This window comes from Kocuria sp. p3-SID1428, from assembly GCF_025149945.1.
Lineage (GTDB): Bacteria > Actinomycetota > Actinomycetes > Actinomycetales > Micrococcaceae > Kocuria.
On the sequence record NZ_JALXVH010000013.1, the window covers coordinates 26641 to 48984 of the forward strand.

The following is a 22344-nucleotide window of genomic DNA, read 5'->3' on the forward strand; positions in this document are numbered from 1 at the left end:
GCCGGGGTCTAGCGTTGAGGGTTCTGCCGCGAGCGTGAGGCCTCCGCCGCGGTGATGCTGTTCTTCATCGATCCATCATCCCGGGAGGTGTCCTGTGACTGCTGTGCCTGAGACCCAGGGCGGCGCTGCGCTGTCGCCGACGCGCCGCCGCATCGCGCTGATGGCCCTGGCCCTGGGCGGCTTCGGCATCGGCTCCGCCGAGTTCGTCTCCATGGGGCTGCTCCCGCAGATCGCCCAGGGGCTGCTGCCGGAGATGATGGCCGCGAACCCGGATCAGGGTCTGGCCCGCGCCGGATGGGCCATCACCGCCTACGCACTCGGCGTGGTGGTCGGCGCCCCGCTGCTGTCCCTGCTGGCCGTGCGCCTGAGCCGCACCCGCCTGATCGTGGTGTTCGCGGGACTGCTGTGCGTGTCCACCCTGGCCTCCGGGCTGATGCCGAGCTTCGAGCTGACGCTGCTGGCCCGCTTCATCGCAGGGCTGCCGCACGGCGCCTACCTGGGGGTGGCCTCGCTGCTGGCGGCCTCCCTCATGGGCCCCGGTTCGCAGGGCAAGGGCGCGGCCGTCGCCCTATCCGGGCTGACCGTGGCCAATCTGGTGGGCGTGCCCATGCTCACGGCTCTGGGGCAGACGGCCGGATGGCGCGCGGCCTTCCTGACGATCGCCGCGGTCTTCGCGCTGACCGCCGTCCTGGTGGCCACCACGATCCCGTCCCAGCCCGCCCCGCAGGGCCGACGCATCCAGGACGAGCTGCGCGCCTTCTCCCGAGTACAGCTGTGGGTGGTCATGCTGATCGCCGCGGTGGGCTTCGCGGGGTCCTTCGCCGTGTTCAGCTACATCGCCGACATCGGCCAGCAGGTTGCCGGCATGAGCGCCGGATTCATCCCCGTGCTGCTGGCGGTGGCCGGGCTGGGCATGACCATCGGCAACGCGATCGGCGGCTTCACGACGGATCGCTCCCTGGAGCGGACGCTGCTGATCGCCTTCCCGTTCTACATCGCGGCCATGGCGCTGATGATCACCGTGGTGACGAACCCGGTCGGGCTGACCATCGCGTTCTTCCTCACCAACATGGGCCACGCGACGCTGGGCCCGGCCATGCAGACCTGGCTCATGCGCATCGCCGGGCCCTCCGAGATGCTGGGCGCCTCGCTGCACCACGCGGCGTTCAACGTGGCGAACGCGCTGGGCGCGCTGCTGGGCGGCATGGTGATCTCCGCGGGCCTCGGCCTGGCGGCCCCCACAGTGGTCGGGCTGGTCGTGGCGAGCCTGGGCTTCACGATGCTGCTGGGCAGCTTCGCCCTGCTGCGCCTGCGCTCGCGGCGCTTCCGCCGCGAGCTCGACACCGCGCAGGTCCCGGTGCAGTCCCCCGAGGCCGCCTCGGCCCGCTGAGCTCGCCCGGCCCGTCCTGGCCGCGCGGCTCGCAGGTGCTCGCGCAGCCGATGCACCCCCGTCTTGACGGGCGTCCTACGATGAGATCACCGCGCGCCGGAGACGCCGGTCGCGGATCGCGAGGAGGATGACATGGATCCCCTGTACACCACCGAGGCGCTCGCCACCGGAGCAGGACGCAACGGCAGCGTGACCGTCCCCGACGGAGGCCTGGAATTCGATCTGGCTTCACCCCGGGCCATGGGCGGCAGCGGCAACGGGAGCAACCCGGAGCAGCTCTTCGCCGCGGGCTACGCGGCCTGCTTCCACTCCGCGCTGCAGCTCACCGCCAAGCAGCGCGGCAAGGACCTGGGCGACTCCTCCGTGGGCGCCAAGGTCTCCATCGGCAAGGAGGGCGAGGGGTTCGGCCTGGCGGTCGAGCTCGAGGTCGTCATCCCGGGCATGCCGCACGACGAGGCGCAGGAGCTGGCCGATGCGGCGCATCAGGTCTGCCCGTACTCCAATGCCACGCGCGGCAACATCCCGGTGGAGGTCACGGTCTCGGACGACTGATCCGCGGCCTCACGGCACCTGGTACGACGCGTTCGGGGCATCTGTGATGAGCATGTGCCCCGGCGCGTGGCCGATCGCGAAGGGGACGCCGCTGGCCGCGATGGCCGCCTGGGGCGTGACGCCGCAGGCCCAGAAGACCGGCAGCCAGCCATCGGGGATCTCCACGGCGTCGCCATAGTCCGGGCGGGAGAGGTCCCCGATGCCGATCGCGGCCGGATCGCCCACGTGCAGGGGCGCACCGTGCACGGCCGGGTAGCGCGAGGTGATGCGCACGGCGTCGGCGACCATGGAGCCTGGCAGCGGCCGCATGGAGACCACGGTGGGCCCGTGCAGTCGGCCTGCGGAGACGGCCGAGATCGACGTGCGGTACATCGGCACGTTGACGCCCTGGTCCTGATGCGCCAGCGGCAGCCCGGCCTCCAGCAGCGCGGCCTCGAACGTGAAGCTGCACCCGATCAGGAAGGCCACCAGGTCATCGCGCCACAGCTCGGTGACGTCGGCGGGGGAGTCCACGAGCTCGCCGTCTCGGTGGACGGTGTAGCGCGGGATGTCGGTGCGGATGTCGCCGCCGGGCAGCAGGTCGCTGCTGAGCTGACCGGCCTCGAGCACGCCCAGCAGCGGGCAGGACTTGGGGTTGCGGTGGGCGAAGAGCAGGACGTCGTACGCCCAGTCCTGCGGCACAGCGATGAGATTGGCCTGGGCGAAGCCGTCCGACCACCCGGAGGTGAGGACGGCCCGCCCGGCGCGGAACAGCTCCCGCGCGGCGGCAGGGCTCAGCTGGGAGACGGGTGCGTCGTCGTTCATCGGAGCTCCTGTCGTCGCGCGGGTCATGGCCTTCAGGATGCCAGAGGCGTCACGCCCAGAGGGCCGCGATGCCGGACAGGGACTTCCAGCCGAGGATGTAGGTCAGGATCAGCACCAGGGCGCCGATGATGGCCAGCCACTTGGGGTAGCTGTAGCCGTGCAGCAGGTCCCGGCGGAACCAGGCCACGATCATGATCACCGTGAAGCCGATCGGCAGGATCAGCCCGTTGACCGCGCCGGCCACGATCAGCAGGGTCGATGGCGCCTGGCCGAGCAGCAGGAAGATGATGGCCGAGAAGACGATGAACGCGACCGTGAGGATGTTGCGGGCGCCGGCCTTGGTCTTGTCCGAGGTGAGGAACGAGACCGAGGTGTAGGCCGCGCCGATCACCGAGGACACGGCGGCCGCCCAGAGGATGAGGCCGAACAGGCGCAGGCCCACAGCACCGGCGGCCTGCTCGAAAGCCTGAGCCGCGAGGTTGTCGCCGACCAGCTCCGCGCCGCCGGCCACAACGCCCAGGATCGCCAGGAACAGCAGGAAGCGCATGATGCCCGTGATGATGATGCCGACCACGGAGGAGCTGGAGATCCGCTTGGCGTTCTCCGGTCCGGTGATCCCGGAGTCGACCATGCGGTGCGCGCCGGCGTAAGTGATGTAACCGCCGATGGTGCCGCCGATCAGGGTGACGATCACGACGTAGCTGATCTGCTCGGGGAGGACCATGTTCTTCATGGCCTCGCCCACAGGCGGGTCCGAGACGATGGCCACGTAGCCGGTCACCAGGATCATCACGACGCCGAGCGCGACCACGATCTTGTCCAGGGCCATGCCGGCCTTGCGGGACAGGAACACGCCGATGGCCAGCGCGGCGGTGATCAGGCCGCCCCACTTGGCGTCCAGGCCGGTCATGGCGTTGAGGCCCAGGCCGCCGCCGGCGGTGTTGCCGATGTTGAACACCAGGCCGCCCAGCGCCACGAGCGCGGCGACGAGCCAGCCGACGCCGGGAAGCACTGCGTTGCCCAGCTGCTGGGCCTTGAGCCCGGAGACGCCGATGACGCGCCACACGTTCAGCTGCACGGCGATGTCCACCAGGATCGAGACCAGGATCGCGAAGGCGAAGGCCGCGCCCATCTGGACGGTGAAGTTGGCGGTCTGGGTGATGAAGCCCGGTCCGATGGCGCTGGTGGCCATCAGGAAGAGGGCGCCCAGGATGGCCTGACGGGACGAACTCGAGACCATGCCGGGGGCGGCCTTGGGGGTCTGCGCGTCGGTGGAGCCGGCGTCCTGCACGGGAGCCTGCTCGGGGTGCTGCTGGGTCATGGTCTGCCTCGAGACGATCAGCGGGGCGGCGTGGTGCGGCCCCGGGTGGTGCGCGCCGGGCGGTGCGGTTCACCGTCGGCGTGGAGCCCTTCGCAGAGGGGAGTCCGGGTCAGTGGAGGACACAGTACAGATTGTTCAACAAATTGACGAGACCTGCGCCACATCCGGGTCGATCTCCTTTTTGTGACCCGTCTCACGGTCGCCTACCGTAGAGTCACTGACCCCGATCCACCAGGAGCCCCCATGCGCGAGATCAGCATTCCGCCTGCTGTCGAAACCCCCCGAGACACGAACGTGACAGAGCTGCTGCTGCGCAATGAGCGAAAGCCCTCCGACCCGGCGATCTTCGCCCATCGAGAAGGTGAGCAGTGGGTCGATCTGCGGGCCAGCGAGGTGGTGCAGCAGGTCACCGCCCTGGCCAAGGGGCTGGTGGCCGCCGGCATCGAGCCGGGGGACCGTGTGGGGCTGATGTCGCGCAATCGCCTGGAGTGGAGCCTGATCGACTTCGCGATCTGGTTTGCCGGTGCGGTCTCCGTGCCGGTGTACGAGTCGTCGGCACCGTCGCAGCTGCACTGGAACCTGGCGGACTCGGGCGCCACGGCGCTCGTCGTCGAGACCCCGGAGCACAGGTCCGTGTTCGAGCGGGCGGCCCAGGACAAGGATCTCTCCGCCGTGCACAGCGTGTGGTGCCTCGATGAGGGCGCGCTCGATCATCTGCGCGAGGGTGGCAAGGACGTCCCGGAGGAGGAGATCGAGCGCCGCCGCGATCTCGCCGGCCTCGACGATCTCGCCACGATCATCTACACCTCCGGCACCACCGGGAAGCCCAAGGGCTGCGAGATCACCCACGGCAACTTCGTGGAGCTGGCCGAGGCCGCCCGGCTGTCCATCCCGGAGCTCCTGCACGAAGGCTCCCGCACGGTGATGTTCCTGCCGCTGGCGCACGTGTTCGCCCGCTACATCTCGGTGCTGTCGGTGGCCTCGGGGTGCACCATGGCCTACACCGCGGATATGAAGAACCTGCTGCCGGACCTGCAGAGCTTCCATCCCGACTTCCTGCTCGTGGTCCCGCGCGTGTTCGAGAAGGTCTACAACTCCGCGCAGCAGAAGGCCGAAGCCGGCGGCCGCGGGAAGATTTTCGACCGCGCCGCGGCCGTCTCGATCGCCTGGTCGCGCGCCGAGCAGGAGGGGAAGGTGCCGCTGGGGCTGAAGCTCCAACACGCGATCTTCGACCGCCTGGTCTACGCCAAGCTGCGCGAGGCCATGGGCGGGAAGGTCACGCACGCGGTCTCCGGCGGCGGGCCGCTGGGCGAGCGGCTGGCGCACTTCTTCCACGGCGTGGGCCTCACCGTGCTCGAGGGCTACGGCCTGACCGAGACCACCGCCCCGCAGACCGTGAACACCCCGTCCGCGCTGCGCATCGGCAGCGTCGGGCGGCCCCTGCCCGGCAACGCGGTGCGGATCTCGGACATGGGCGAGGTCCAGGTCAAGGGCATCGCCGTGATGCGCGGCTACTGGAACAACCCGGAGAAGACCGAGGAGGCCTTCGAGGACGGCTGGTTCCGCACCGGGGATCTGGGCGAGCTCGACGAGGACGGCTACCTGCGCATCACCGGGCGCATCAAGGAGCTGATCGTGACCGCCGGCGGCAAGAACGTCAGCCCCGTGGTCCTGGAGGATCAGATCCGCGCGCACACGCTGGTCTCGCAGTGCATCGCCGTGGGCGACAACCGCCCGTTCATCGCCGCGCTGATCACCTTGGACGAGGAGGCCCTGCCGGGCTGGCTCGAGGCTCACGGCCTGGATCCCCAGATGTCGATCGACGATGCCCGCCAGAACGACAAGGTGCGCGCAGCGATCGCCGAGGCCATCGACAAGGCGAATCAGGCGGTCTCGCGCGTCGAACAGATCAAGGAGCACCGGATCCTGTCCTCGGACTTCTCGGAGAACGATGGCACCCTGACCCCCTCGCTGAAGCTCAAGCGGGCGCAGGTGCTGCGCACCTACGAGGAGGTCGTGGACGAGATCTACGGAGGCCCGCGCCAGGACTGAGGGGGTCGGCGTCGCGGGGGAATCAAGCAGGGCCGGATTCCGCTGTACGGGGCAGAGACCTCTGCACCTGCGATCCCGAAAGGCCCGCGCCATGCCCCTTCCCCTGTCCGTCCTCGACTTCGCCTCCGTCCGCAGCGGCAAGACGGTGGGGGAGGCGTTCCAGGAGTCCGTCGAGCTTGCCCAGGCCGCCGAGCGGCTGGGCTACGAGCGCGTCTGGTACACCGAGCACCACAACATGGGCTCGATCGCCTCGGCCGCCCCGGCGGTGCTCATCGCGCACATCGCCGCCCAGACCGAGTCCATCCGGCTCGGCTCGGGCGGCGTGATGCTGCCCAACCACGCGCCGCTGATCATCGCCGAGCAGTTCGGCACGCTCGCCGAGCTGCACCCCGGACGCATCGATCTGGGCCTGGGCCGCGCGCCCGGCACGGATCAGGCGGCCGTGCGTGCCATGCGCCGCGATCCCCGCGCCGCCGAGGAGTTCCCGCAGGACGTCAAGGAGCTGCAGGCCTTCCTTCGCGACGAGTCCGTGGTGCCCGGCCTGCGTGCGGTCCCCGGTGCCGGCACGAACGTGCCGCTCTACATCCTGGGCTCGTCGATGTTCGGCGCCACCCTGGCGGCCGCCTACGGGCTGCCGTACTCGTTCGCCTCGCACTTCGCCCCTGAGGCGCTCGAGCAGGCCACCCAGGCCTACCGCGCCCAGTTCCAGCCGTCCGAGGTGCTGGACGAGCCCTACGTGATCGCCGCGGTCAATGTGGTGGGTCGCGAGAACCCCGACGACGCCGCGCAGGAGCTCGAGTGGTACCGCCGCTCGCGGGTGCGTCAGATGGCCGGACGCGGCCGGGAGCTCTCCGAGGAGGAGCTCGACCTGGTCATGCACTCCCCGGCCGGGCAGCAGATCCTCAACATGATCCGCTACACGGCCGTGGGCGACGGCGCCCAGGTCAAGCAGTACGTGGAGGACTTCGCGGCCCGCGCCAGCGCCGACGAGATCATGGTCGCTCCGGTGGGCTCCACCTCCGAGGGTGCCATCGACTCCCTGCGCGTGCTGCGCGAGGCCTGGGGCCGCTGAGGCTCGTCGCGCACGGATCACGCGGTGCTCGAGCGCAACTGATCGCCGCAGACGCCGTCGTGCGCGTCGAGGGGACGCACCCGACGCCCTCCAGCGGCAGGAGCGCGTCGGACGGGTCCCCTCGACGACGGATGCGGCGGCGCTGTCCGAGCCGTGAGTCAGGATGGATCCATGACGAGATCCGATCAGCCGAAGGCCACCCCCGCGCAGCGCCGGCGCCGCGCCGACGCCCTGGCCCGCCGCCAGGCGCGCATGTATGCCGTCACGGGCATGCTGCATCTGGCAGTTCCCGGGGTCTACGAGCGGATCATCCCCGAGGCTCTGCCCGGCACACCGCGGCAGTGGGCGGTGTGGTCGGGCGTCGCCGAGCTCGGCGTCGCCGGGCTGCTGGCCATGCCGCGCACACGACGGCTCGGCGGGGCCGCTTCCGCCGCCCTGCTCGTGGGCGTCTGGCCGGGCAACCTCAAGATGGCGCTCGACTGGCGGGACAAGCCCTGGCCGGCGCAGGCCGTCGCGATCGGGCGGCTCCCGCTGCAGATCCCGCTGATCCGCTCGGCGGTGGCCATCGCCCGCGACTGAAGCGGCGCGGCGCGTCCAGCAGGCATCCTCGTGCGGGAGACGCAGGCTCAGCGCGTCCAGGGAGCCGGGTCGCGACCAGGCTCGTCGTGCTCGGCCTCGGACCGCGTCTCGGAGCCGGACTCGGCGGAGGCCTCCACGGAGGACATCTCGCCGGTGGCCTCGTCGGCCCAGCGGTCCTTCTCGTAGTCGTAGTCGGCCGGCTCGCCGTTCTCATCCGTGCGCCGGTACCACTCGGTGTACTCGGGGGAGGCCGAGTCGAAGTCGCGCCCGGCCGAGGAGCCCTCGGTCTCGTGCTTGACGGCCAGCGCGAAGTCGTCGCCGTGCTCGGACATGCCGGCGCGCATGGCGTCGTCGATCGCCACGCGCGCGTACTGGACGCGCAGCATCATGGGATCGGTCGACAGCAGCCGGAAGAACGCGGGCATGATGCACACCAGGATCACGGCGAACGGGAGCGCCGCCACCGTCACGAGATCCTGCAGACCCTGCAGCGCATCGGCTCCGCCCACGAGCAGCATTACGGAGGACACCCCGGCCAGGGCCAGCGCCCAGAAGGCCACGACGGGCTTGGTGGGCACCGGATTGCCGCGCTGGGACATCGAGGCCATGACCACGGAGGCCGAGTCGGCCGAGGTGATGAAGAAGATCGCGAGCAGGATCATCACAGCAGCCGAGCTGATCTGCGTCATCGGCAGGGCGTCGAGCATCTGGAAGAGCATGTTCTCCGGGGAGCCCGCTCCGGCGATGTCCGTCCCCGACCGCTGCAGCCAGATCGCGGTGCCTCCGAAGATCGAGAAGGCCAGCACGCAGATGGCCGTGGGCGCCAGCAGGACCACGGTCACGTACTGCCGCAGGGTGCGCCCGCGCGAGATCTGGGCGACGAACGCGCCCACGAACGGCGCCCACGAGACCCACCAGGCCCAGTAGAACAGGGTCCAGTAGCGCATGAACTCCTCGGCGTCCTCGCCCTTGGAGGCGGACATCGCGAGCATGTCGAACATCTCGCCGAAGTACGTGGCCACCACGGAGGGTATGAAGTTCAGCAGGAAGACCGTGGGTCCGACCACGAACAGGAAGAACGCCACGGCGGCGGCCAGGACCATGTTGACGTTCGACAGCACTCGGATGCCCTTGGCGATCCCGGAGACTGCCGAGATGAGGAAGCACGCGGTGAGCACGGCGATGATCCCGATCAGGGCGGCGTTGGACACCGGGCCGATGCCCGCCACGACCTCCATGCCGCGGCCGATCTGCAGGGTGCCCAGGCCCAGGGAAGCTGCCGTCGCGAAGAGGATGCCGATCACGGCGAACGCGTCGATCAGCCGTCCCCAGACGCTGCCCGGCGCGCTCTGGCCGAAGATCGCCGAGATCAGCAGCGGACGCCCGCGGCGGTAGGCGGCATAGCCCATGGCCGCGCCGACCATGGCGTAGATCGCCCAGGCCTGCAGCCCCCAGTGGAAGATCGTCTGCGCCATGGCCGAGTGCATGGCCTGCAGCGACTCGGGTTCCGCGCGCCCCGGAGGCGGCGTCATGTAGTACGTCACCGGCTCGTAGGCGCCGAAGAAGATCAGGCCCACGCCCATGCCGGCCGCGAAGAGCATCGCGATCCAGGAGCGCATGGAGTAGGCGGGGGCCTCCCCGTCCTTGCCGAGCGGGATGCGCCCGAAGCGCGAGAAGCCGATGAACAGCAGGAACAGCAGGACGACGGCCGCCAGCGCGGTGAAGATCCAGCCGCCGTAGGTCACGGTGAAGCTCAGGGCGCTTGTGGAGGCCGTGGTCAGGGAATCCGTGGACAGCGCGCCCCACAGGATGAACGCCACGATGAGCCCCCCGGCCACGCCGAAGGTGATCTTGTCGGTGCGGTAGCGCACCCGCTGCTCGTCGACGGCCACACCGGGGACGAGCCCCGGGTGGGTGCCGTGGGGGTACTCGGCATCGCCGGAATCGGGAGCCTGTTCGGAAGCCGGACGGGAGGAGGGCATAGGAGAGCTCGGGTTTCGGTGGAAGGAGTGGCCCGAGGGGGCCGGTGAGCGCTCCACCGTATACCGACGACGGAGCGTCCCCGGTGTGATTCCGCTCGCGAGCAGCCTCCGGTGGGACCCTCATCGGAAGGTACGAGCCGTGATTCATGCTCCGGGACGGCGACCCGACGGGTGCCCGCTCCTACGCTGAGACGCATGTCAGACGTGCCGTCCCCGATCACCTCCCCGTGGGCCTCTCCAGCGCACGAGCAGCCCCGTCGCCTCCGTGGATCGCGCAGGCTGCAGCGCCCGTGGTTCACCTCGATCCTCACGCTGCTGGCCTTCGTGCTCGGGCCGTTGGCCTGGGGACTGATCCTGCTCGTGGTGCTGACCCAGGGTGATCCGCTCGATGTCTTCGACGTGTACGGCCCCGGGCGGCCGGTGGTCCTGCTGTCGATCCTGGACGTGGTCCTGGGGCTGGTCGCCGTGGGCCTGCTTCCTGCGGCACTGCGCCACGGCGTGGCCGACACGCAGGCGTTCGCCGACTCCACGGCCGATCCCTCCGAGCTGGTGGACCGGCCCGAACCCCGTTCCGCGCTGATCGCTGCCCTGGTCATCGGGGGGCTCGTGTCCATCTCGGCCTCGGCCTGGGCGGCTTCGCTGGTCAGCATGATCTCGATCGCCTCACGCGGGCGCCGATCGTGGGCGGTGCTGATCTATGCAGTCACCGTGGTCTCGAGCATCGTCGGGTACTTCGTCCTGGACTCGGCCGAGACCTGGATCGACGCGCTGCTGGTGTGCGGGATCTCGGCCGTGATGCTGCTGGTGCCCGTGCTGATCGGCATGTACCGCTGGTCCCGCCGCCGTCGCATCCGCGCGCTGGAGGCGGAGGCCCTGACGGCCCGCCGCGAGGCGGCCGCCCTGGTGCGCGAGGAGCACGCCCGTTCCGAGCAGTCCCGGGCCCAGGAGCGCACGCGGATCGCCCGCGAGATGCACGACACCCTCTCCCACCGCCTGGCGCTGATCAGCACGTACGCAGGCGCGCTGGACTACCGCGAGGACCTGGACCGCGAGACGGTCCGCTCGACCGCCCGGCTGGTGCAGCAGACCGCGGCCACCGCCTCCGCGGAGCTGCGCACCGTGCTCGACATCCTGCGCGACGATCCCGGGGACACCCGCCCCGAGCCGGGTCTGCGCTCCGTGTCGGAGCTGCTCGAGCAGTTCCGCGCGGCAGGTGCCCGCATCGAGGTGATCGGCCAGGAGGATTTCGACGCGCACGACCTCCCCGACACCGCCGCGCGCACGCTCTACCGGATCCTGCAGGAGGCGCTGACCAACGCGGTGAAGCACGCGCCCGGGGCTCCGTTGACCGTGCGGTGGTGGCGGCTTCCTCAGGCGGTGTCGCTGGTCGTCAGCAATCCGCTGGTGGCTCACGCGCATCCGGAGCCCAGCGGCTTCGGCCTGGTGGGCCTCGACGAGCGCGCTCGCGGCCTGGGTGGCACCATCAGCACTGAGCGCACCGAGACCCTGTTCCGATTGGAGGCGTGCATCCCATGCCGCAGCTAGACCGCGATCCCGTCCGCATCCTGCTGGTCGACGACGAGTCCCTCATGCGGGCCGGTCTGAAGCTGCTGCTGGACGGCGCTGAGAACCTCCAGGTCGTGGGCGAGGCCGGCGACGGCGGGGAGGCCGCCGAGCTGGCTGCTGAGCTGGCCCCGGACGTGGTCCTCATGGACATCCGCATGCCCCGCGTCGACGGGATCGACGGCTGCCGGCTCGTGCGCGCACTGCCGCAGCCGCCGGAGGTTCTGATGCTCACGGCCTTCGACACCGACTCGTTCATCCTGGACGCCCTCGAGGCCGGAGCACTTGGCTTCATGCTCAAGGACACCCCGCCGCGCCAGCTCGTGGAAGCCGTCCAGGCGACGGCCGCCGGCCGCTCCACGGTCTCTTCGCAGGTGCTCTCGCGGCTGATCGCCGTGGCCACGGCGCAGGGCAGGCAGCTCGGCGCCCCTGAGGCGAGGCCGGGCTCCGTGTCCGTCTCGGACGGGGAGCAGTCCTCGTCGCAGGGCGCTGCATCCCGTCCCGAGGTCGGGTCCGGACCGGGGCTGGACGTCCTGAGCGCCCGGGAGCGCGAGATCGCCGAGGCCGTGGCCCGGGGGCTGACGAACTCGGAGATCGCCGAGGAGATGTTCCTGTCGATCACCACGGTCAAGACGCACGTGGCCAGCATCTTCGCCAAGCTCGAGGTCACCAATCGCGTGCAGGTGGCCATTCGCGTGCTGGGCGCCTGAGGCGACCGGGGGTCTCAGGCGGCGGAGACGCCGAGCTGCTCGGCGAGCTCCGAGAGCCGCCGCGCCATGTTGACGTCCTTCTGCGTGATGGCCTCGACGTCGTGGCTGATCAGCGAGAGCTGCACGGAGGGGTAGGTCAGCAGGACGTCGGGGTGATGTCCGGCCTCCTCCGCGATCTCCGCCAGCGCGGTGACGAACTTGAGGCCGCTGAGGAAGTCGCCGGTGTCGAACGACGCGCGCAGCACGCCGTCCTCCACGCTCCAGTCGGCGAGCTGAGCCTCGGCGATCTCCTGGTCGGTGAGCTGTCCGGTGCTGTGATCCATGCGCCCAGCGTAGGACGGCGAGGAGCATTCGGACAGGGGCTGATGATCCGCGGCGAAGAGAGGCCCAGGACCCCTCCGGAAGGATGAGCGCCCGAAGTCGTCCTGGGGGCCGATGACCGGAGATGGTCGTCCTCAGTAGCTTCTGGAGCATGACGAGAGAGCAGCAGAACCAGGACGGGACTCAGGCCCCGCAGGACGTCGTGCAGCCTGCGCCGGGGCGGCCTCAGCCGGAGATCTGGCGCCTGCAGCACCCGCAGCTCGGGCCGTTCAGCGTGGCGGTGGGCAATCGGGCTCAGCTCACCGAGGTCGATCCGCAGTTCCGCAGCGACGACATGGAGGGCCCTCGGAAGGGCTGCGTGTTCTTCCGCGGGACCCGCGTGCTCGCACGGGCCTCGCAGCTCGGATCGCATCGCGTGGCCGTGCACCCGGAGGTCGACGACGCCCGCACCGGATCCTCCGACGAGCAGCCCGACCAGGCGCCGGCCCCGGAGGCCGAGTCCCTGCTGCACTCGTTCGCCGACCCCCGCATCGTGGTCAAGGCGGTCGGCGGCGGGACCCGGGTCGCCCACATCCGCTTCAAGGACGGCAGCCAGGTGGCCGGGTTCGCACCGCCGGAAGGATCGTGGGCCGCTCGTCGCCAGGCGGCCATGGACGCCTCGCCCTGGAAGCGCGCGGTCTACCCGCTCATGGAGGGGCTGGGGCGAGCGGGGGCGGCGATCGCGGGCATCGTGCTGCTGCCGCTGATCCTTCGTCTGCTCGATCCGGTGTGGAGCTTCCTGGGCCGGCTGCTGCCCGACCTCGGCATCCCGTGGCCGCAGATCAGCCTGCCCCGCATCCCCTGGCCGGAGATCGACCTCCCGTCGATCCGCTGGCCCAGCCTCGAGCTGCCCGAGTGGGTCGGCTTCCTGCTGGAGTACTCCAAGGTGTGGGTGCCGCTGCTGATCGGCATCGCGGTGGCCGTGGGAGCGCTGCGCACAGCTCGGTGGACTCGGCGCACGCGCCGCGACTGGCAGGCTCAGCCGTCGTCACCTGCGACGGCCGCAGACCACCGGACGCCGTCCTCCGGCGACGAGGCGACGACGGAGGCCGACCGCCCCTCTGCGCTGCCGGGCGCCGACGCCGCGTCAGCGCCGACCGAGGATCAGGAGCCGTCGAGGGCCGAGCGCAGCGCTCGCAGCTCCAGGCACCAGCCGCCTGCCTGGTCGTCGTAGGTCGGCCGCAGCGCGGCTTCGGAGGCCCCGCCGTCGCGGAAGCCGGATTCCAGCATCCGGACCATGCACGAACCGTCGTCCAGGGGGTCGACCCAGAACTGCGTGAGGGTGCGGGGATCGTCGGAGCCCTCGAAGCCCTCCCAGCGGTAGGCGATGAACTCGCCGTCGAGCCTGTCCTCGACCGTGAGCGCGAAGGTGCCGTGCACGGGGTCGGTCACCGTGTGGCGGTCGCCGTCCGAGGTGATCTCGTGATCGCGGATCCGGCCGTCGTTGACCCACCACCCCGGGCGTGAGATCAGCTCCCAGAGCTTGTCCGCCGGAGCCCCGATGCGCACGGCGCCCTCGAGGTGGTTCGGCACCCGTCCCTGCTCGGGTGCCGGTGCGGGCATCCGGTCCTCGTCCTCGGTGCGCAGCGCGATGCGGCGCAGAGTCTCCACGTCCAGTCGGTGCATGGCCAGCATGGCCTGCGTAGAGCGCCGCGCGGCGACGGGGTCGGAGTCGGCCTGCAGGCGCATCATCTCCCGCGGGACGATCTGCCAGCTCATGCCGTAGCGGTCCTTGCACCACCCGCACATGGACTCGCTGCCCTCGCGGGTCAGCTCCTCCCAGTACCGGTCGACCTCGGCCTGGTCATCGCACATCAGCGAGATGGAGACGGTCTCGTCGAGCTCGAAGTGCGGGCCGCCGTTGACGGCGCCGTAGCGCTGGCCGCCCAGTTCGAAGACCACGTAGAGGACGGAGCCGTCGCCTGCGCTGTACGGGTTGCCGCCGTGGTCGTGGAACACCTCCAGGATCCGCGAGCCGGGGACCAGTGAGGTCCAGTACTCGGCGGCCTCGAGGGCCTGGGTGTCGAACCAGAGATCGGTCTGCACGGCGGGCATGGGGTCCTCGTTCCACGACGACGGGCGCGCACCGGCGGTGCCGGTGACGGCGCGGGCGCCGGGGCGTCCTCAGCTCAGGGTGCCCGGGACGGCGCGGAAGCCGCCCATGGGCGGCTGCTCGGGCACGGAGGCGCCCGCGCGTTCGAGCGTACCGGCGTCCAGCAGCGCGCGCACGAGCTCGCGCAGGGGCGCGGTCACTGCGACGCTCCTGCGTCCTGATCGTGGGCCTGCTCGGCGGCCTCCGCAGCGGCCTCCTGGACGCCCTCGCGAGGCGCCTGGATACCGACGTCGTGCAGGTGGTGGCGCACCTCGTGCAGGAGGTAGTCGATCAGCCCGGCCACGGTGAAGGGGCGGCCGTCGGCCCGGGAGCCCGTGCGGGTGAGCTGCTGATCGTCCAGGCCGTCCAGCAGGGCTGCCGTCTCATCGGCGGCCCGCGCGTACTCGGCCGCGACGACGGCCGGGTCCTGGGCTGCATAGTCGGAGTCCACGGCAGTCTGCTCCCCGTCCCAGGAGCCGAACTGCGGATCGTCCTGCTCGAGCAGCAGCGAGATCCGCTCGTGGAACAGCCCCACCACATCGCGGGTGTGCGCGGCGTACTCCAGCGGCGACCAGACCTCCGGCGACGGGCGCTCGCGGACGTCGCCGCGCTCGATCGTCTCCTGCCACGAGGCGGCGGAGGCGCGCAGGGTCTCGGCGGCGGAGAGATCGCGCCGTCCCGGGGCGAAGCCGCACTCGGCGCAGGGGCCCTCGGTCACGAAGGCCCAGTCGACGGTGTCGGGAGGGGTCGGGGTGGTGCTGTGAGTGCTCATGTCCTGACCGTAGGCAGGCTGGAACCGTGATGACCAGGAGATGCCGTGGGTTCGGCGCACCAGCAGAAGGACGGGCCTCCCACTCGTGAGAGGGAGGCCCGTCGAACGAGTCGGCTCAGCTGGTGATCAGCCGGCCTCGGGGATGGTGATCGTCTGACCGACCTCGAGCTGGTCGACGTTCGAGAGGCCGTTGGCCGCCGCGATGTCAGCGACCGTGATGCCCGACAGGGTCGAGATGTAGCCCAGCGTGTCGCCCTGGGCGACCGTGTACGGGCCGGGCTGGATCGACGGGGCCGCACCGGGGGGGACGCCGACGGACTCCGGCACGCCGCCGTTGTACGGATCGGCCGCACCCGCCGCGGCACCGCCCTCAGCGCCTGCGCCGCCCTCGGCGCCGGCAGCGCCTCCGGCTGCAGCGTCGCCCTCAGCGCCGGCACCCTCACCGGCAGCCGCGTCGCCGCCAGCGGCACCTTCGCCGCTGGCCGCCGCGTCGCCGCCGCCTTCAGCGCCTGCGGCCCCGCCGGCGGCTGCATCGCCCTCGGCGCCGGCGGAGGCGCCGCTCGACGCGCTGTCGGAGGCCCCGCCCGAGGCCGCCGAGCCGGACTCGGAGGAGCCGGACTCGGAGGCGGACGAGTCGGAGGAGGCATCGTCACCGCCGCCGCAGGCGGACAGCGTGAGCCCGGTGGCCAGCAGGAGGCCCAGGGGAGCGAGGCGCAGATGCTTCTTCTCGGGGAACTGGAGAGCCATGGGGGTGCCTTTCGATGAGATCGTGCCTGTCGCCACCCGCAAGAGCACCGTGGCCTGCGCTGATGGCGGCACGCGGCTCTCCAGGCGTCGGACTGTCGGTCCGAGGTCCAGAGTAGGCCTGATCGGTGATGGGGGCCACACCATGGTTTCCCGGGCATGTTCCTCTGCCCGTGCGCGTCGCTGTTCCCGGACAGTCGTGGAGCCTCGATAGCCTGGTGGGATTGCGCCTCGGGTCCGCGTGCGGGCCCGTCGTCGTCCGATCTCAGCGCATCCGCGCGCGTCCCCTGCAGAAGGAGATATCCCGTGAGCATCCCCGCCTCCGAGGCGCCGCAGCCGAACCCCCTCTGGAGCTCGCCGGACTGGTGGCGGCAGGCGGTCGTCTACCAGGTCTATCCGCGCAGCTTCCAGGACGCCGACGGCGACGGCCTGGGGGACCTGCGCGGTGTGACCCGCCGCGCGGACTACCTGCGGGATCTGGGCGTGGACGCCGTGTGGCTGAGCCCGTTCTATCCCTCGGAGCTGGCCGACGGCGGCTACGACGTCGCCGACTACCGCGACGTCGACCCCCGCCTGGGCACCCTCGAGGACTTCGACGAGCTCGTGGCGGCTCTGCACGAGCGGCAGATCAAGGTCGTCGTCGACATCGTGCCCAACCACAGCTCGGATCAGCACGTGTGGTTCCAGGAGGCGCTGGCCGCGGAACCGGGCAGTCCCGAGCGCGCCCGCTACATCTTCCGGGAGGGCCGCGGCGAGCACGGCGAGCTGCCGCCGGCGGACTGGACCTCCATTTTCGGCGGCCCGGCCTGGACGCGCGTCACCGAGCCGGACGGCACACCGGGGCAGTGGTACCTGCACCTGTTCGCCAGCGAGCAGCCGGACTTCGACTGGTCCAACCCGGAGGTGCACCAGGAGTTCCTGACCACGCTGCGCTTCTGGTCGGACCGCGGGGTGGACGGCTTCCGGATCGACGTTGCCCACGGACTGGCCAAGGACCTGCCGGAGCAGCTGCCGGCCAGCGCCGAGCTGCCGGACGAGTTCGAGTCCCTGGGGGCCCACCCCTTCTGGGACCGCGACGAGGTCCACGAGATCTACCGCGAGTGGCGCCAGGTCTTCGACGAGTACGACCCTCCCCGCACCGCCGTGGCCGAGGCCTGGGTCCACCCGGACCGTCTGGCCCGCTACGCCAGCTCGGAGGGGCTCGGTCAGGCCTTCAGCTTCGACCTGCTGGAGGTCCCGTTCGACGCCTCCGAGTTCCGCCGCGCCATCCGCAAGAACCTGGCGGAGGCCGCACGTTCGGGGGCCTCGAGCACCTGGGTGCTGTCCAACCACGACGTCGTCCGCCACGCCACGCGCTACGGGCTGGACCTCGACGGGCTGCGTCAGGCCCTGGGCGAGTTCCCGCGCAACTCCGCAGGCGGCGAGAACCTCAAGGTCGCCTCGCAGCAGTGGCTGCTGCTGGAGGACGGCGTGCCGCTGCTCGACCGCGAGCTCGGGGAGCGCCGGGCGCGTGCGGCTGTCATGCTCCTGCTGGCCCTGCCCGGATCGGCCTACCTCTACCAGGGCGAGGAGCTCGGACTGCACGAGGTCGTGGAGATCGCCGAGCACGAGCGCCAGGACCCCTCCTTCTTCCGCAACCCCGGGGTGGACCAGGGCCGCGACGGCTGCCGGGTCCCGCTGCCGTGGGATGCCGAGCAGCCGCACTACGGCTTCGGCGGCACGCCCCACCTGCCGCAGCCGGAGTGGTTCTCCCGGTACGCGGCCGCCCAGGAGGCTCAGGACCCGGAGTCGTTCCTGTCGCTGTACCGCCAGGCGCTGAGCCTGCGCAGGCAGCTGCAGGGCGATGAGGTGCTCGAGTGGGGCGGCCAGGACGCCGACGACGTCCTTCACCTGGCGCGCCCCGGCGGCTGGGAGTCCGTGACGAACTTCGGTTCCGAGCCCGTGGACCTGCCCGAGGGCGAGGTCCTGCTGACCAGCGCCCCGCTGGAGGACGGTCGCCTGGGCGGGAGGTCCACCGCCTGGATCCGCCGCGGCTGAGCACCTGCCGGGCGCCGCACCGGCGCGGCAGCTCTGGTCCGGCGCCGGGCCCCGGTGGCATGCTCACCTCATGCCGCACCTGATCATCGAGACCACCGCAGACATCGCCGCCGCACCGGGCTACGACGCCCAGGAGCTGATCCGGGCGGGGCTCGGCGCCCTGCAGGTGATCGGCGAGTACGACATGACCGCCGCCAAGGCCCGGGCGCGCGTGCTCGAGGACTTCGCCGTGGACCACCCCCACGACGGCACGGGCTTCGTGGCCGTCCAGCTGCGCATCCTGCCCGGCCGCAGCCAGGAGCTGAAGACGCGCACCGCGGAGGCGATCCTGGAGGCGATCGCCGGGGCCGTGCCGGAGGGGCCGGCGGGCAGCGTCTCCGTCGAGGTCGTGGAGATGGTGCGCGAGAGCTACGTGAAGCAGAGTCTGGGCTGAGGTCGCAGGCCCGCATGCCCTCCCTCCGGGACGGCATGCGGGCCTGCGCCGTCGTCGTCGCCGCGTAGGGTGCTCGAGTGATGACCAACCCCCCGGAGGCACCTGTGGACCAGCGCCGCTCTGCCCTGTACATCGACTTCGACAACTTCTTCGGCGGGCTCCTGCGCTCCGACCCGCAGGCCGCCGTGCGCATCGCCGAGCGCCCGCAGGTGTGGATCGAGGGGCTGACGCATCCGGATGGCGCCCCCTCGCGGCGCTGGCTGCAGCTGCGCTGCTACCTGAACCCGGGCGGCAGCGTCCCGCATCCCACCGAACCCGGGCAGCGCATCCGCTTCGATGCTTTCCGCCCGTACTTCACCCAGGCCGGCATCGAGGTCGTGGACTGCCCCGCGCTGACCAAGCAGGCCAAGAACGGCGCGGACATCCGCATCGTCGTGGACGTCATGGCCGCGCTGAACCAGGGGGCCCTGTTCGAGGAGTTCGTCCTGGCGTCGTCGGATTCGGACTTCACGCCGCTGCTGCAGGTCCTGCGCGCCGCCGATCTGCGCACCTGCGTGATCGCCACCGGCTCGACCGCGATCGCCTACGAGGCCCTGGCGGACGAGTACCTCGACGAGCAGGACATCTTCGATCTGCTCGCGGCCACGGAGGGCGCCGAGCAGGCCGAGGAGGAGGCGGACGCAGAGACCCCGCAGGATGACGACTCCGAGGACTGGGACGGCGATGACCCCGCAGTGCTCGACGAGGACGACGACCTTGAGGTCGACTACGACGACGAGGACGACGACGAGCCCCGCCTGCTCCCGGAGCGCGAGGCGCGCGATTCCGGCGGCGAGAGGTCGCAGGGCGCGGACTGGGAGGACTTCCGCACGTTCGTGACGCGGGCCTACCGCCGTTCGACCGCGCCGCTGACCTACACGCACCTGTCCCGACTGGCGCTGGAGGAGCTCGGCGACGGCCTCAAGGCCAGCCGCTGGTTCGGCGCGGGCTCCTTCAAGAAGGCACTGGAGCGGGTCGGGCTGCCGCACGCGCGCTTCGATGACCGCTGCGTCTGGGACGACACTCGGCACAAAGCGCCCAAGGGCGAGTCGTCGTCCTCCAGCGGGCGCCGCGGCGACGAGACCGTGAACTCGACCGTGGAGTCCAAGGCGCAGCACCAGGTGCGCGTCCCGGAGCCGGTCGGCCGGTTCTGCACGGTGGCCAAGGCGCCGCGGCTGTCGCGCAAGCAGTGGAACGCCGTGTTCACCGTGCTGGAGGAGTACTCGCGCACCGCCGAGGGCTTCAGCCTCTCCGAGGCCACCACGTGGTGCCAGCAGCGGGCCAAGCAGCTCGGCCATCATCAGATCTCCCGCGAGGACCTGCTCTACGCGATCCGCGGCTGCACCGACGCCGGCATCGATCTGGCCGGCGACGACCAGCCGAGCAAGGACGTGATGCGCAGCGCCGTGCATGCCTCGATCGTGGAGCAGGCCCGCCGCGTGGGCTTCAACGCCAGCGTCAAGGACACCCGGGCGCTGGCCGACTGGATCGGCCTGGACTGAGCCCTTCCCCCTCCGATGCCCTGTGAGGCATCGGAGCGGGGTCTCACCAGAGGCCGGTGCGGCTCAGGACCGGAAGCAGGACCACCAGCAGCACGCCGGCGGCCGTGACACCCAGCAGGATCCGCAGGGCCGCCCTGTCCTTGGGCAGCGAGCCGCGCAGGGGCGGGTCCAGGAGCAGCCCGATGCCCGCGCCGAAGGCCGCCGCGCAGCCGATGAGCAGGAGCAGGTTCGCGGCGGGGCTGAGGATCGTCGCGATGCCCAGGACCACCGCCAGGACGGCCGCGATCGCCGCGGACCCGGGGCGGGATCCCGACGCCCGGGAGCGGCTGCTGCGGTTCTCGGATGCTGGTTCGTGCATGTGCTCTCCTTCTTGACGGCCGGCTGCCGTGGACTCATAGGCCGGCGAGCTGGTCCTTCCAGACCGTCCGCCAGCGCTCGAGCTGCTCGGCGGAGGGCAGCTTGGTGTGTGTGGCTGTCAGGAACGCCCTGCCCTCGCCCTTGCCCTCCGCGGACACGACGGCGCGCGTGCCGTCGGCAAGGCCGATCCGCCAGTGGCGCCGCTTGGGCGTGCCGGTCTCCCGGGGGCCGTCGACGATCTCCGTGCCATCGATCTCGGTGAGCTCCTGGGCTCGGGCCAGCCAGGCATCGAAGACCTCATCCATGGTCCCGGGAAGCGTGCGGGTCGCGGAGACCTGGAAGCTGCCGTCCGAGGCCTGGCCCTTCACACGGCGGCCCGTGTCCTGCTCGTAGGCCACGGCCACGGACTGCGCCCACCAGCCCGGATTCTCCAGGCGCTCGTCCATGGCATCGTGCGCGATCCGGGCCAGGCCGGCGTGATCGGCGTCCGCGGCACCGCCGTCCGCCATGATCCGCCGCCACTCCGGCCACGAGGTCCCCGTGGCTCGCTCGATGGCGCCTGCCTTCTCCGGCTCGCCGCCATGCGGGGCATCTGTCCGACTCATGGCACCAGGGTAGCCATCGGCCTTTACTCGGGTCGGTCGGAGCCGTCCAGATCTGTGACGCGGCTCTCAGCAGATCATCAGCGAACTTCGTGACGGTGCGAAGCGAATTCCTCGGAAAAATCGATGCACACGGATGACAACCCTGCTTAGGGTTTACGCAGGCAGGCTGCCCCCGGGCCGATGGAGACCTTTCGACAAGGGATGATCCGCCGGCCGGGCCCTGCATCGATTCAGGAGATCGATGCGGGGACGTGCACGACACTTGACTTAAGGAGCACGGCATGGCGAACAGCATCAGCATCGAGGACCTGCAGCGCAGCACCGTCGTCGATCAGGACGGCGACAAGGTCGGCAAGGTCGGTCAGGTCTACCTGGACGACGCCACCGGTCAGCCGAACTGGGTCACGGTCAATACCGGTCTCTTCGGCGGCAGCGAGACCTTCATCCCGCTGGATGAGGCCACGCTCGACGGCGAGGACCTGCGCGTCCCGTACACCAAGGCCTTCATCAAGGACGCTCCGAACCTCGACGCGGACTCCCACGTGGATGAGTCCCAGGAGGACGATCTCTACCGCTACTACGGCCTCCAGGCAGGCGGCGGCGACCAGGTGCGCGACGGCCGCGAGGGCAGCGTCGACGGCCGTGATGCCGCCGCTGCGGGCGCCGCCGGCACCGCCGCCGGTGCCGCTGGCACTGCGAACACCGGCGACCGCCGCGACGACCTTCGCGACGGCGATGCCCGCCACCGCGATGACGCGGCCGACGGCCCCCTCGCCGACGATCGCCGTGACGGCGACCTCCGCGACGGCGATGCCCGTCACCGCGAGGATGGCGCAGCTGCGGGTACCGCCCGCGGCCATGAGGCCGACTCCGTGGTCCGCCACGAGGAGGAGGTCAATGTCGGCACCGAGCGCGTCCAGACCGGCCGTGCCCGCCTGCGCAAGCACATCGTGCACGACACCGAGACGGTGACCGTCCCCGTGGAGCGCGAGGAGGTCGAGATCGTCCGCGAGCCGATCGCCGACGGCGAGCACGGCGGCCGCCTGTCCGACGAGGACGTCGAGGTGAGCCTCTCCGAGGAGCGCCCGGTCGTCGAGAAGGACGTTGTGGCCAAGGAGCGCGTGGGCCTGGACAAGAACGTCGTCCAGGATCAGGAGCAGGTCCAGACGGATGTCGCCCGTGAAGAGGTCGACATCGAGCGCGACGCCGACGCCCGTGGCGCCGACGGCCGCGATGTCGACGGCCGCAACGGCGCGGACGGTCGCGACGACCGCGTCTGATCCGGTCCGGGTCCGCTGACCCGGATCACCTCTGCCGCGGGATCCTCCGGTGACGCGGCCGAGCCGAAGGGGCGTCTCGCACCATGGGTGGGCGAGGC

General features: G+C 71.0%; 22 protein-coding genes. 12 read left to right on the forward strand and 10 right to left on the reverse strand.

Annotation, left to right across the window (positions count from 1 at the left end; all coding sequences use genetic code 11):
• Positions 1 to 94: 94 nt before the first annotated feature.
• Both M3E84_RS04560 and M3E84_RS04565 read left to right on the forward strand, forming a co-directional pair.
• Entirely contained in the window at positions 95 to 1390 is a 1296-nt protein-coding gene (locus tag M3E84_RS04560) for an MFS transporter (protein WP_259894840.1), read from the forward strand.
• A 132-nt stretch (positions 1391 to 1522) separates the two neighbouring features.
• Positions 1523 to 1942 (forward strand): organic hydroperoxide resistance protein, encoded by a 420-nt coding sequence (locus M3E84_RS04565; RefSeq protein WP_061712560.1) that lies wholly within the window; start codon positions 1523 to 1525, stop codon positions 1940 to 1942.
• Between the two features lie 9 nt (positions 1943 to 1951).
• Here the strand turns inward: M3E84_RS04565 and M3E84_RS04570 are convergent, their stop codons facing one another.
• Both M3E84_RS04570 and M3E84_RS04575 read right to left on the reverse strand, forming a co-directional pair.
• Complete coding sequence (locus M3E84_RS04570; RefSeq protein ID WP_259894843.1) at positions 1952 to 2746, reverse strand: putative hydro-lyase; 795 nt, start codon at positions 2744 to 2746, stop codon at positions 1952 to 1954.
• Positions 2747 to 2795: 49 nt separating this feature from the next.
• The gene (locus M3E84_RS04575; protein ID WP_396415562.1) at positions 2796 to 4067 is read right to left on the reverse strand and encodes an NRAMP family divalent metal transporter; all 1272 of its coding nucleotides are present in this window, start codon (positions 4065 to 4067) and stop codon (positions 2796 to 2798) included.
• Between the two features lie 243 nt (positions 4068 to 4310).
• Here M3E84_RS04575 and M3E84_RS04580 point away from each other — a divergent pair, with 243 nt between their 5' ends.
• From M3E84_RS04580 to M3E84_RS04590, 3 genes are all read left to right on the forward strand, one after another.
• Positions 4311 to 6119: a long-chain fatty acid--CoA ligase gene (locus M3E84_RS04580; RefSeq protein ID WP_259894844.1), complete on the forward strand. Its 1809-nt coding sequence runs from the start codon at positions 4311 to 4313 to the stop codon at positions 6117 to 6119.
• 91 nt (positions 6120 to 6210) lie between these two features.
• Positions 6211 to 7191 carry an LLM class flavin-dependent oxidoreductase gene (locus M3E84_RS04585; protein WP_259894846.1) on the forward strand — a complete coding sequence of 327 codons (981 nt, stop codon included), beginning with the start codon at positions 6211 to 6213 and terminating at the stop codon, positions 7189 to 7191.
• A 252-nt stretch (positions 7192 to 7443) separates the two neighbouring features.
• Positions 7444 to 7770, forward strand: coding sequence for a hypothetical protein (locus tag M3E84_RS04590; RefSeq protein WP_259894879.1), 327 nt, complete (start codon positions 7444 to 7446; stop codon positions 7768 to 7770).
• A gap of 47 nt (positions 7771 to 7817) precedes the next feature.
• Here the strand turns inward: M3E84_RS04590 and M3E84_RS04595 are convergent, their stop codons facing one another.
• Positions 7818 to 9752, reverse strand: a complete 1935-nt coding sequence (locus tag M3E84_RS04595; RefSeq protein WP_259894847.1) for a BCCT family transporter — start codon at positions 9750 to 9752, stop codon at positions 7818 to 7820.
• A 195-nt stretch (positions 9753 to 9947) separates the two neighbouring features.
• On the opposite strand from M3E84_RS04595, the gene M3E84_RS04600 reads away from it, so the two are divergent.
• Positions 9948 to 11297, forward strand: a complete 1350-nt coding sequence (locus M3E84_RS04600; RefSeq protein ID WP_259894848.1) for a sensor histidine kinase — start codon at positions 9948 to 9950, stop codon at positions 11295 to 11297.
• Entirely contained in the window at positions 11285 to 12025 is a 741-nt protein-coding gene (locus M3E84_RS04605; RefSeq protein ID WP_259894850.1) for a response regulator transcription factor, read from the forward strand. The genes M3E84_RS04600 and M3E84_RS04605 overlap by 13 nt, the downstream gene beginning before the upstream one ends.
• A gap of 14 nt (positions 12026 to 12039) precedes the next feature.
• Here M3E84_RS04605 and M3E84_RS04610 read toward each other — a convergent pair whose 3' ends face one another.
• Positions 12040 to 12348 carry a 4a-hydroxytetrahydrobiopterin dehydratase gene (locus M3E84_RS04610; RefSeq protein WP_259894852.1) on the reverse strand — a complete coding sequence of 103 codons (309 nt, stop codon included), beginning with the start codon at positions 12346 to 12348 and terminating at the stop codon, positions 12040 to 12042.
• Between the two features lie 149 nt (positions 12349 to 12497).
• Here M3E84_RS04610 and M3E84_RS04615 point away from each other — a divergent pair, with 149 nt between their 5' ends.
• Positions 12498 to 13559: a hypothetical protein gene (locus M3E84_RS04615; RefSeq protein ID WP_259894853.1), complete on the forward strand. Its 1062-nt coding sequence runs from the start codon at positions 12498 to 12500 to the stop codon at positions 13557 to 13559.
• Here M3E84_RS04615 and M3E84_RS04620 read toward each other — a convergent pair.
• From M3E84_RS04620 to M3E84_RS04635, 4 genes are all read right to left on the reverse strand, one after another.
• Positions 13490 to 14440, reverse strand: a complete 951-nt coding sequence (locus M3E84_RS04620) for a VOC family protein (RefSeq protein WP_259894855.1) — start codon at positions 14438 to 14440, stop codon at positions 13490 to 13492. The genes M3E84_RS04615 and M3E84_RS04620 overlap by 70 nt on opposite strands.
• Positions 14441 to 14509: 69 nt before the next feature.
• Entirely contained in the window at positions 14510 to 14638 is a 129-nt protein-coding gene (locus M3E84_RS04625) for a hypothetical protein (RefSeq protein ID WP_259894856.1), read from the reverse strand.
• Positions 14635 to 15249 (reverse strand): DinB family protein, encoded by a 615-nt coding sequence (locus tag M3E84_RS04630; protein WP_259894858.1) that lies wholly within the window; start codon positions 15247 to 15249, stop codon positions 14635 to 14637. Before M3E84_RS04630 ends, M3E84_RS04625 begins: the two co-directional genes overlap by 4 nt.
• A gap of 126 nt (positions 15250 to 15375) precedes the next feature.
• Positions 15376 to 15996 carry a LysM domain-containing protein gene (locus M3E84_RS04635; RefSeq protein WP_259894860.1) on the reverse strand — a complete coding sequence of 207 codons (621 nt, stop codon included), beginning with the start codon at positions 15994 to 15996 and terminating at the stop codon, positions 15376 to 15378.
• Between the two features lie 303 nt (positions 15997 to 16299).
• Between M3E84_RS04635 and M3E84_RS04640 the strand changes: the two genes are divergently transcribed.
• From M3E84_RS04640 to M3E84_RS04650, 3 genes are all read left to right on the forward strand, one after another.
• Positions 16300 to 18030 (forward strand): glycoside hydrolase family 13 protein, encoded by a 1731-nt coding sequence (locus M3E84_RS04640; RefSeq protein ID WP_259894861.1) that lies wholly within the window; start codon positions 16300 to 16302, stop codon positions 18028 to 18030.
• Between the two features lie 70 nt (positions 18031 to 18100).
• Complete coding sequence (locus M3E84_RS04645) at positions 18101 to 18463, forward strand: 5-carboxymethyl-2-hydroxymuconate Delta-isomerase (RefSeq protein ID WP_259894863.1); 363 nt, start codon at positions 18101 to 18103, stop codon at positions 18461 to 18463.
• An 80-nt stretch (positions 18464 to 18543) separates the two neighbouring features.
• Positions 18544 to 20004 carry an NYN domain-containing protein gene (locus M3E84_RS04650; RefSeq protein WP_259894880.1) on the forward strand — a complete coding sequence of 487 codons (1461 nt, stop codon included), beginning with the start codon at positions 18544 to 18546 and terminating at the stop codon, positions 20002 to 20004.
• Between the two features lie 43 nt (positions 20005 to 20047).
• Here the strand turns inward: M3E84_RS04650 and M3E84_RS04655 are convergent, their stop codons facing one another.
• Both M3E84_RS04655 and M3E84_RS04660 read right to left on the reverse strand, forming a co-directional pair.
• Positions 20048 to 20362, reverse strand: a complete 315-nt coding sequence (locus tag M3E84_RS04655; RefSeq protein WP_259894864.1) for a hypothetical protein — start codon at positions 20360 to 20362, stop codon at positions 20048 to 20050.
• A gap of 34 nt (positions 20363 to 20396) precedes the next feature.
• The gene (locus tag M3E84_RS04660; RefSeq protein WP_259894865.1) at positions 20397 to 20966 is read right to left on the reverse strand and encodes a hypothetical protein; all 570 of its coding nucleotides are present in this window, start codon (positions 20964 to 20966) and stop codon (positions 20397 to 20399) included.
• Positions 20967 to 21247: 281 nt separating this feature from the next.
• Between M3E84_RS04660 and M3E84_RS04665 the strand changes: the two genes are divergently transcribed.
• Positions 21248 to 22246, forward strand: a complete 999-nt coding sequence (locus M3E84_RS04665) for a PRC and DUF2382 domain-containing protein (protein ID WP_259894866.1) — start codon at positions 21248 to 21250, stop codon at positions 22244 to 22246.
• Positions 22247 to 22344: the final 98 nt, after the last annotated feature.

Bases quoted from the DNA above. Each gene is read 5' to 3' on its own strand.
- M3E84_RS04645 (WP_259894863.1), top strand. From the start codon at position 18,101: ATGCCGCACCTGATCATCGAGACCACCGCAGACATCGCCGCCGCACCG.
- M3E84_RS04630 (WP_259894858.1), bottom strand. From the start codon at position 15,249: ATGAGCACTCACAGCACCACCCCGACCCCTCCCGACACCGTCGACTGG.
- M3E84_RS04635 (WP_259894860.1), bottom strand. From the start codon at position 15,996: ATGGCTCTCCAGTTCCCCGAGAAGAAGCATCTGCGCCTCGCTCCCCTG.
- M3E84_RS04600 (WP_259894848.1), top strand. From the start codon at position 9,948: ATGTCAGACGTGCCGTCCCCGATCACCTCCCCGTGGGCCTCTCCAGCG.
- M3E84_RS04605 (WP_259894850.1), top strand. From the start codon at position 11,285: ATGCCGCAGCTAGACCGCGATCCCGTCCGCATCCTGCTGGTCGACGAC.
- M3E84_RS04580 (WP_259894844.1), top strand. From the start codon at position 4,311: ATGCGCGAGATCAGCATTCCGCCTGCTGTCGAAACCCCCCGAGACACG.
- M3E84_RS04665 (WP_259894866.1), top strand. From the start codon at position 21,248: ATGGCGAACAGCATCAGCATCGAGGACCTGCAGCGCAGCACCGTCGTC.
- M3E84_RS04620 (WP_259894855.1), bottom strand. From the start codon at position 14,440: ATGCCCGCCGTGCAGACCGATCTCTGGTTCGACACCCAGGCCCTCGAG.
- M3E84_RS04575 (WP_396415562.1), bottom strand. From the start codon at position 4,067: ATGACCCAGCAGCACCCCGAGCAGGCTCCCGTGCAGGACGCCGGCTCC.
- M3E84_RS04595 (WP_259894847.1), bottom strand. From the start codon at position 9,752: ATGCCCTCCTCCCGTCCGGCTTCCGAACAGGCTCCCGATTCCGGCGAT.
- M3E84_RS04615 (WP_259894853.1), top strand. From the start codon at position 12,498: ATGACGAGAGAGCAGCAGAACCAGGACGGGACTCAGGCCCCGCAGGAC.
- M3E84_RS04610 (WP_259894852.1), bottom strand. From the start codon at position 12,348: ATGGATCACAGCACCGGACAGCTCACCGACCAGGAGATCGCCGAGGCT.
- M3E84_RS04565 (WP_061712560.1), top strand. From the start codon at position 1,523: ATGGATCCCCTGTACACCACCGAGGCGCTCGCCACCGGAGCAGGACGC.
- M3E84_RS04570 (WP_259894843.1), bottom strand. From the start codon at position 2,746: ATGAACGACGACGCACCCGTCTCCCAGCTGAGCCCTGCCGCCGCGCGG.
- M3E84_RS04650 (WP_259894880.1), top strand. From the start codon at position 18,544: ATGACCAACCCCCCGGAGGCACCTGTGGACCAGCGCCGCTCTGCCCTG.
- M3E84_RS04590 (WP_259894879.1), top strand. From the start codon at position 7,444: ATGTATGCCGTCACGGGCATGCTGCATCTGGCAGTTCCCGGGGTCTAC.
- M3E84_RS04585 (WP_259894846.1), top strand. From the start codon at position 6,211: ATGCCCCTTCCCCTGTCCGTCCTCGACTTCGCCTCCGTCCGCAGCGGC.
- M3E84_RS04655 (WP_259894864.1), bottom strand. From the start codon at position 20,362: ATGCACGAACCAGCATCCGAGAACCGCAGCAGCCGCTCCCGGGCGTCG.
- M3E84_RS04660 (WP_259894865.1), bottom strand. From the start codon at position 20,966: ATGAGTCGGACAGATGCCCCGCATGGCGGCGAGCCGGAGAAGGCAGGC.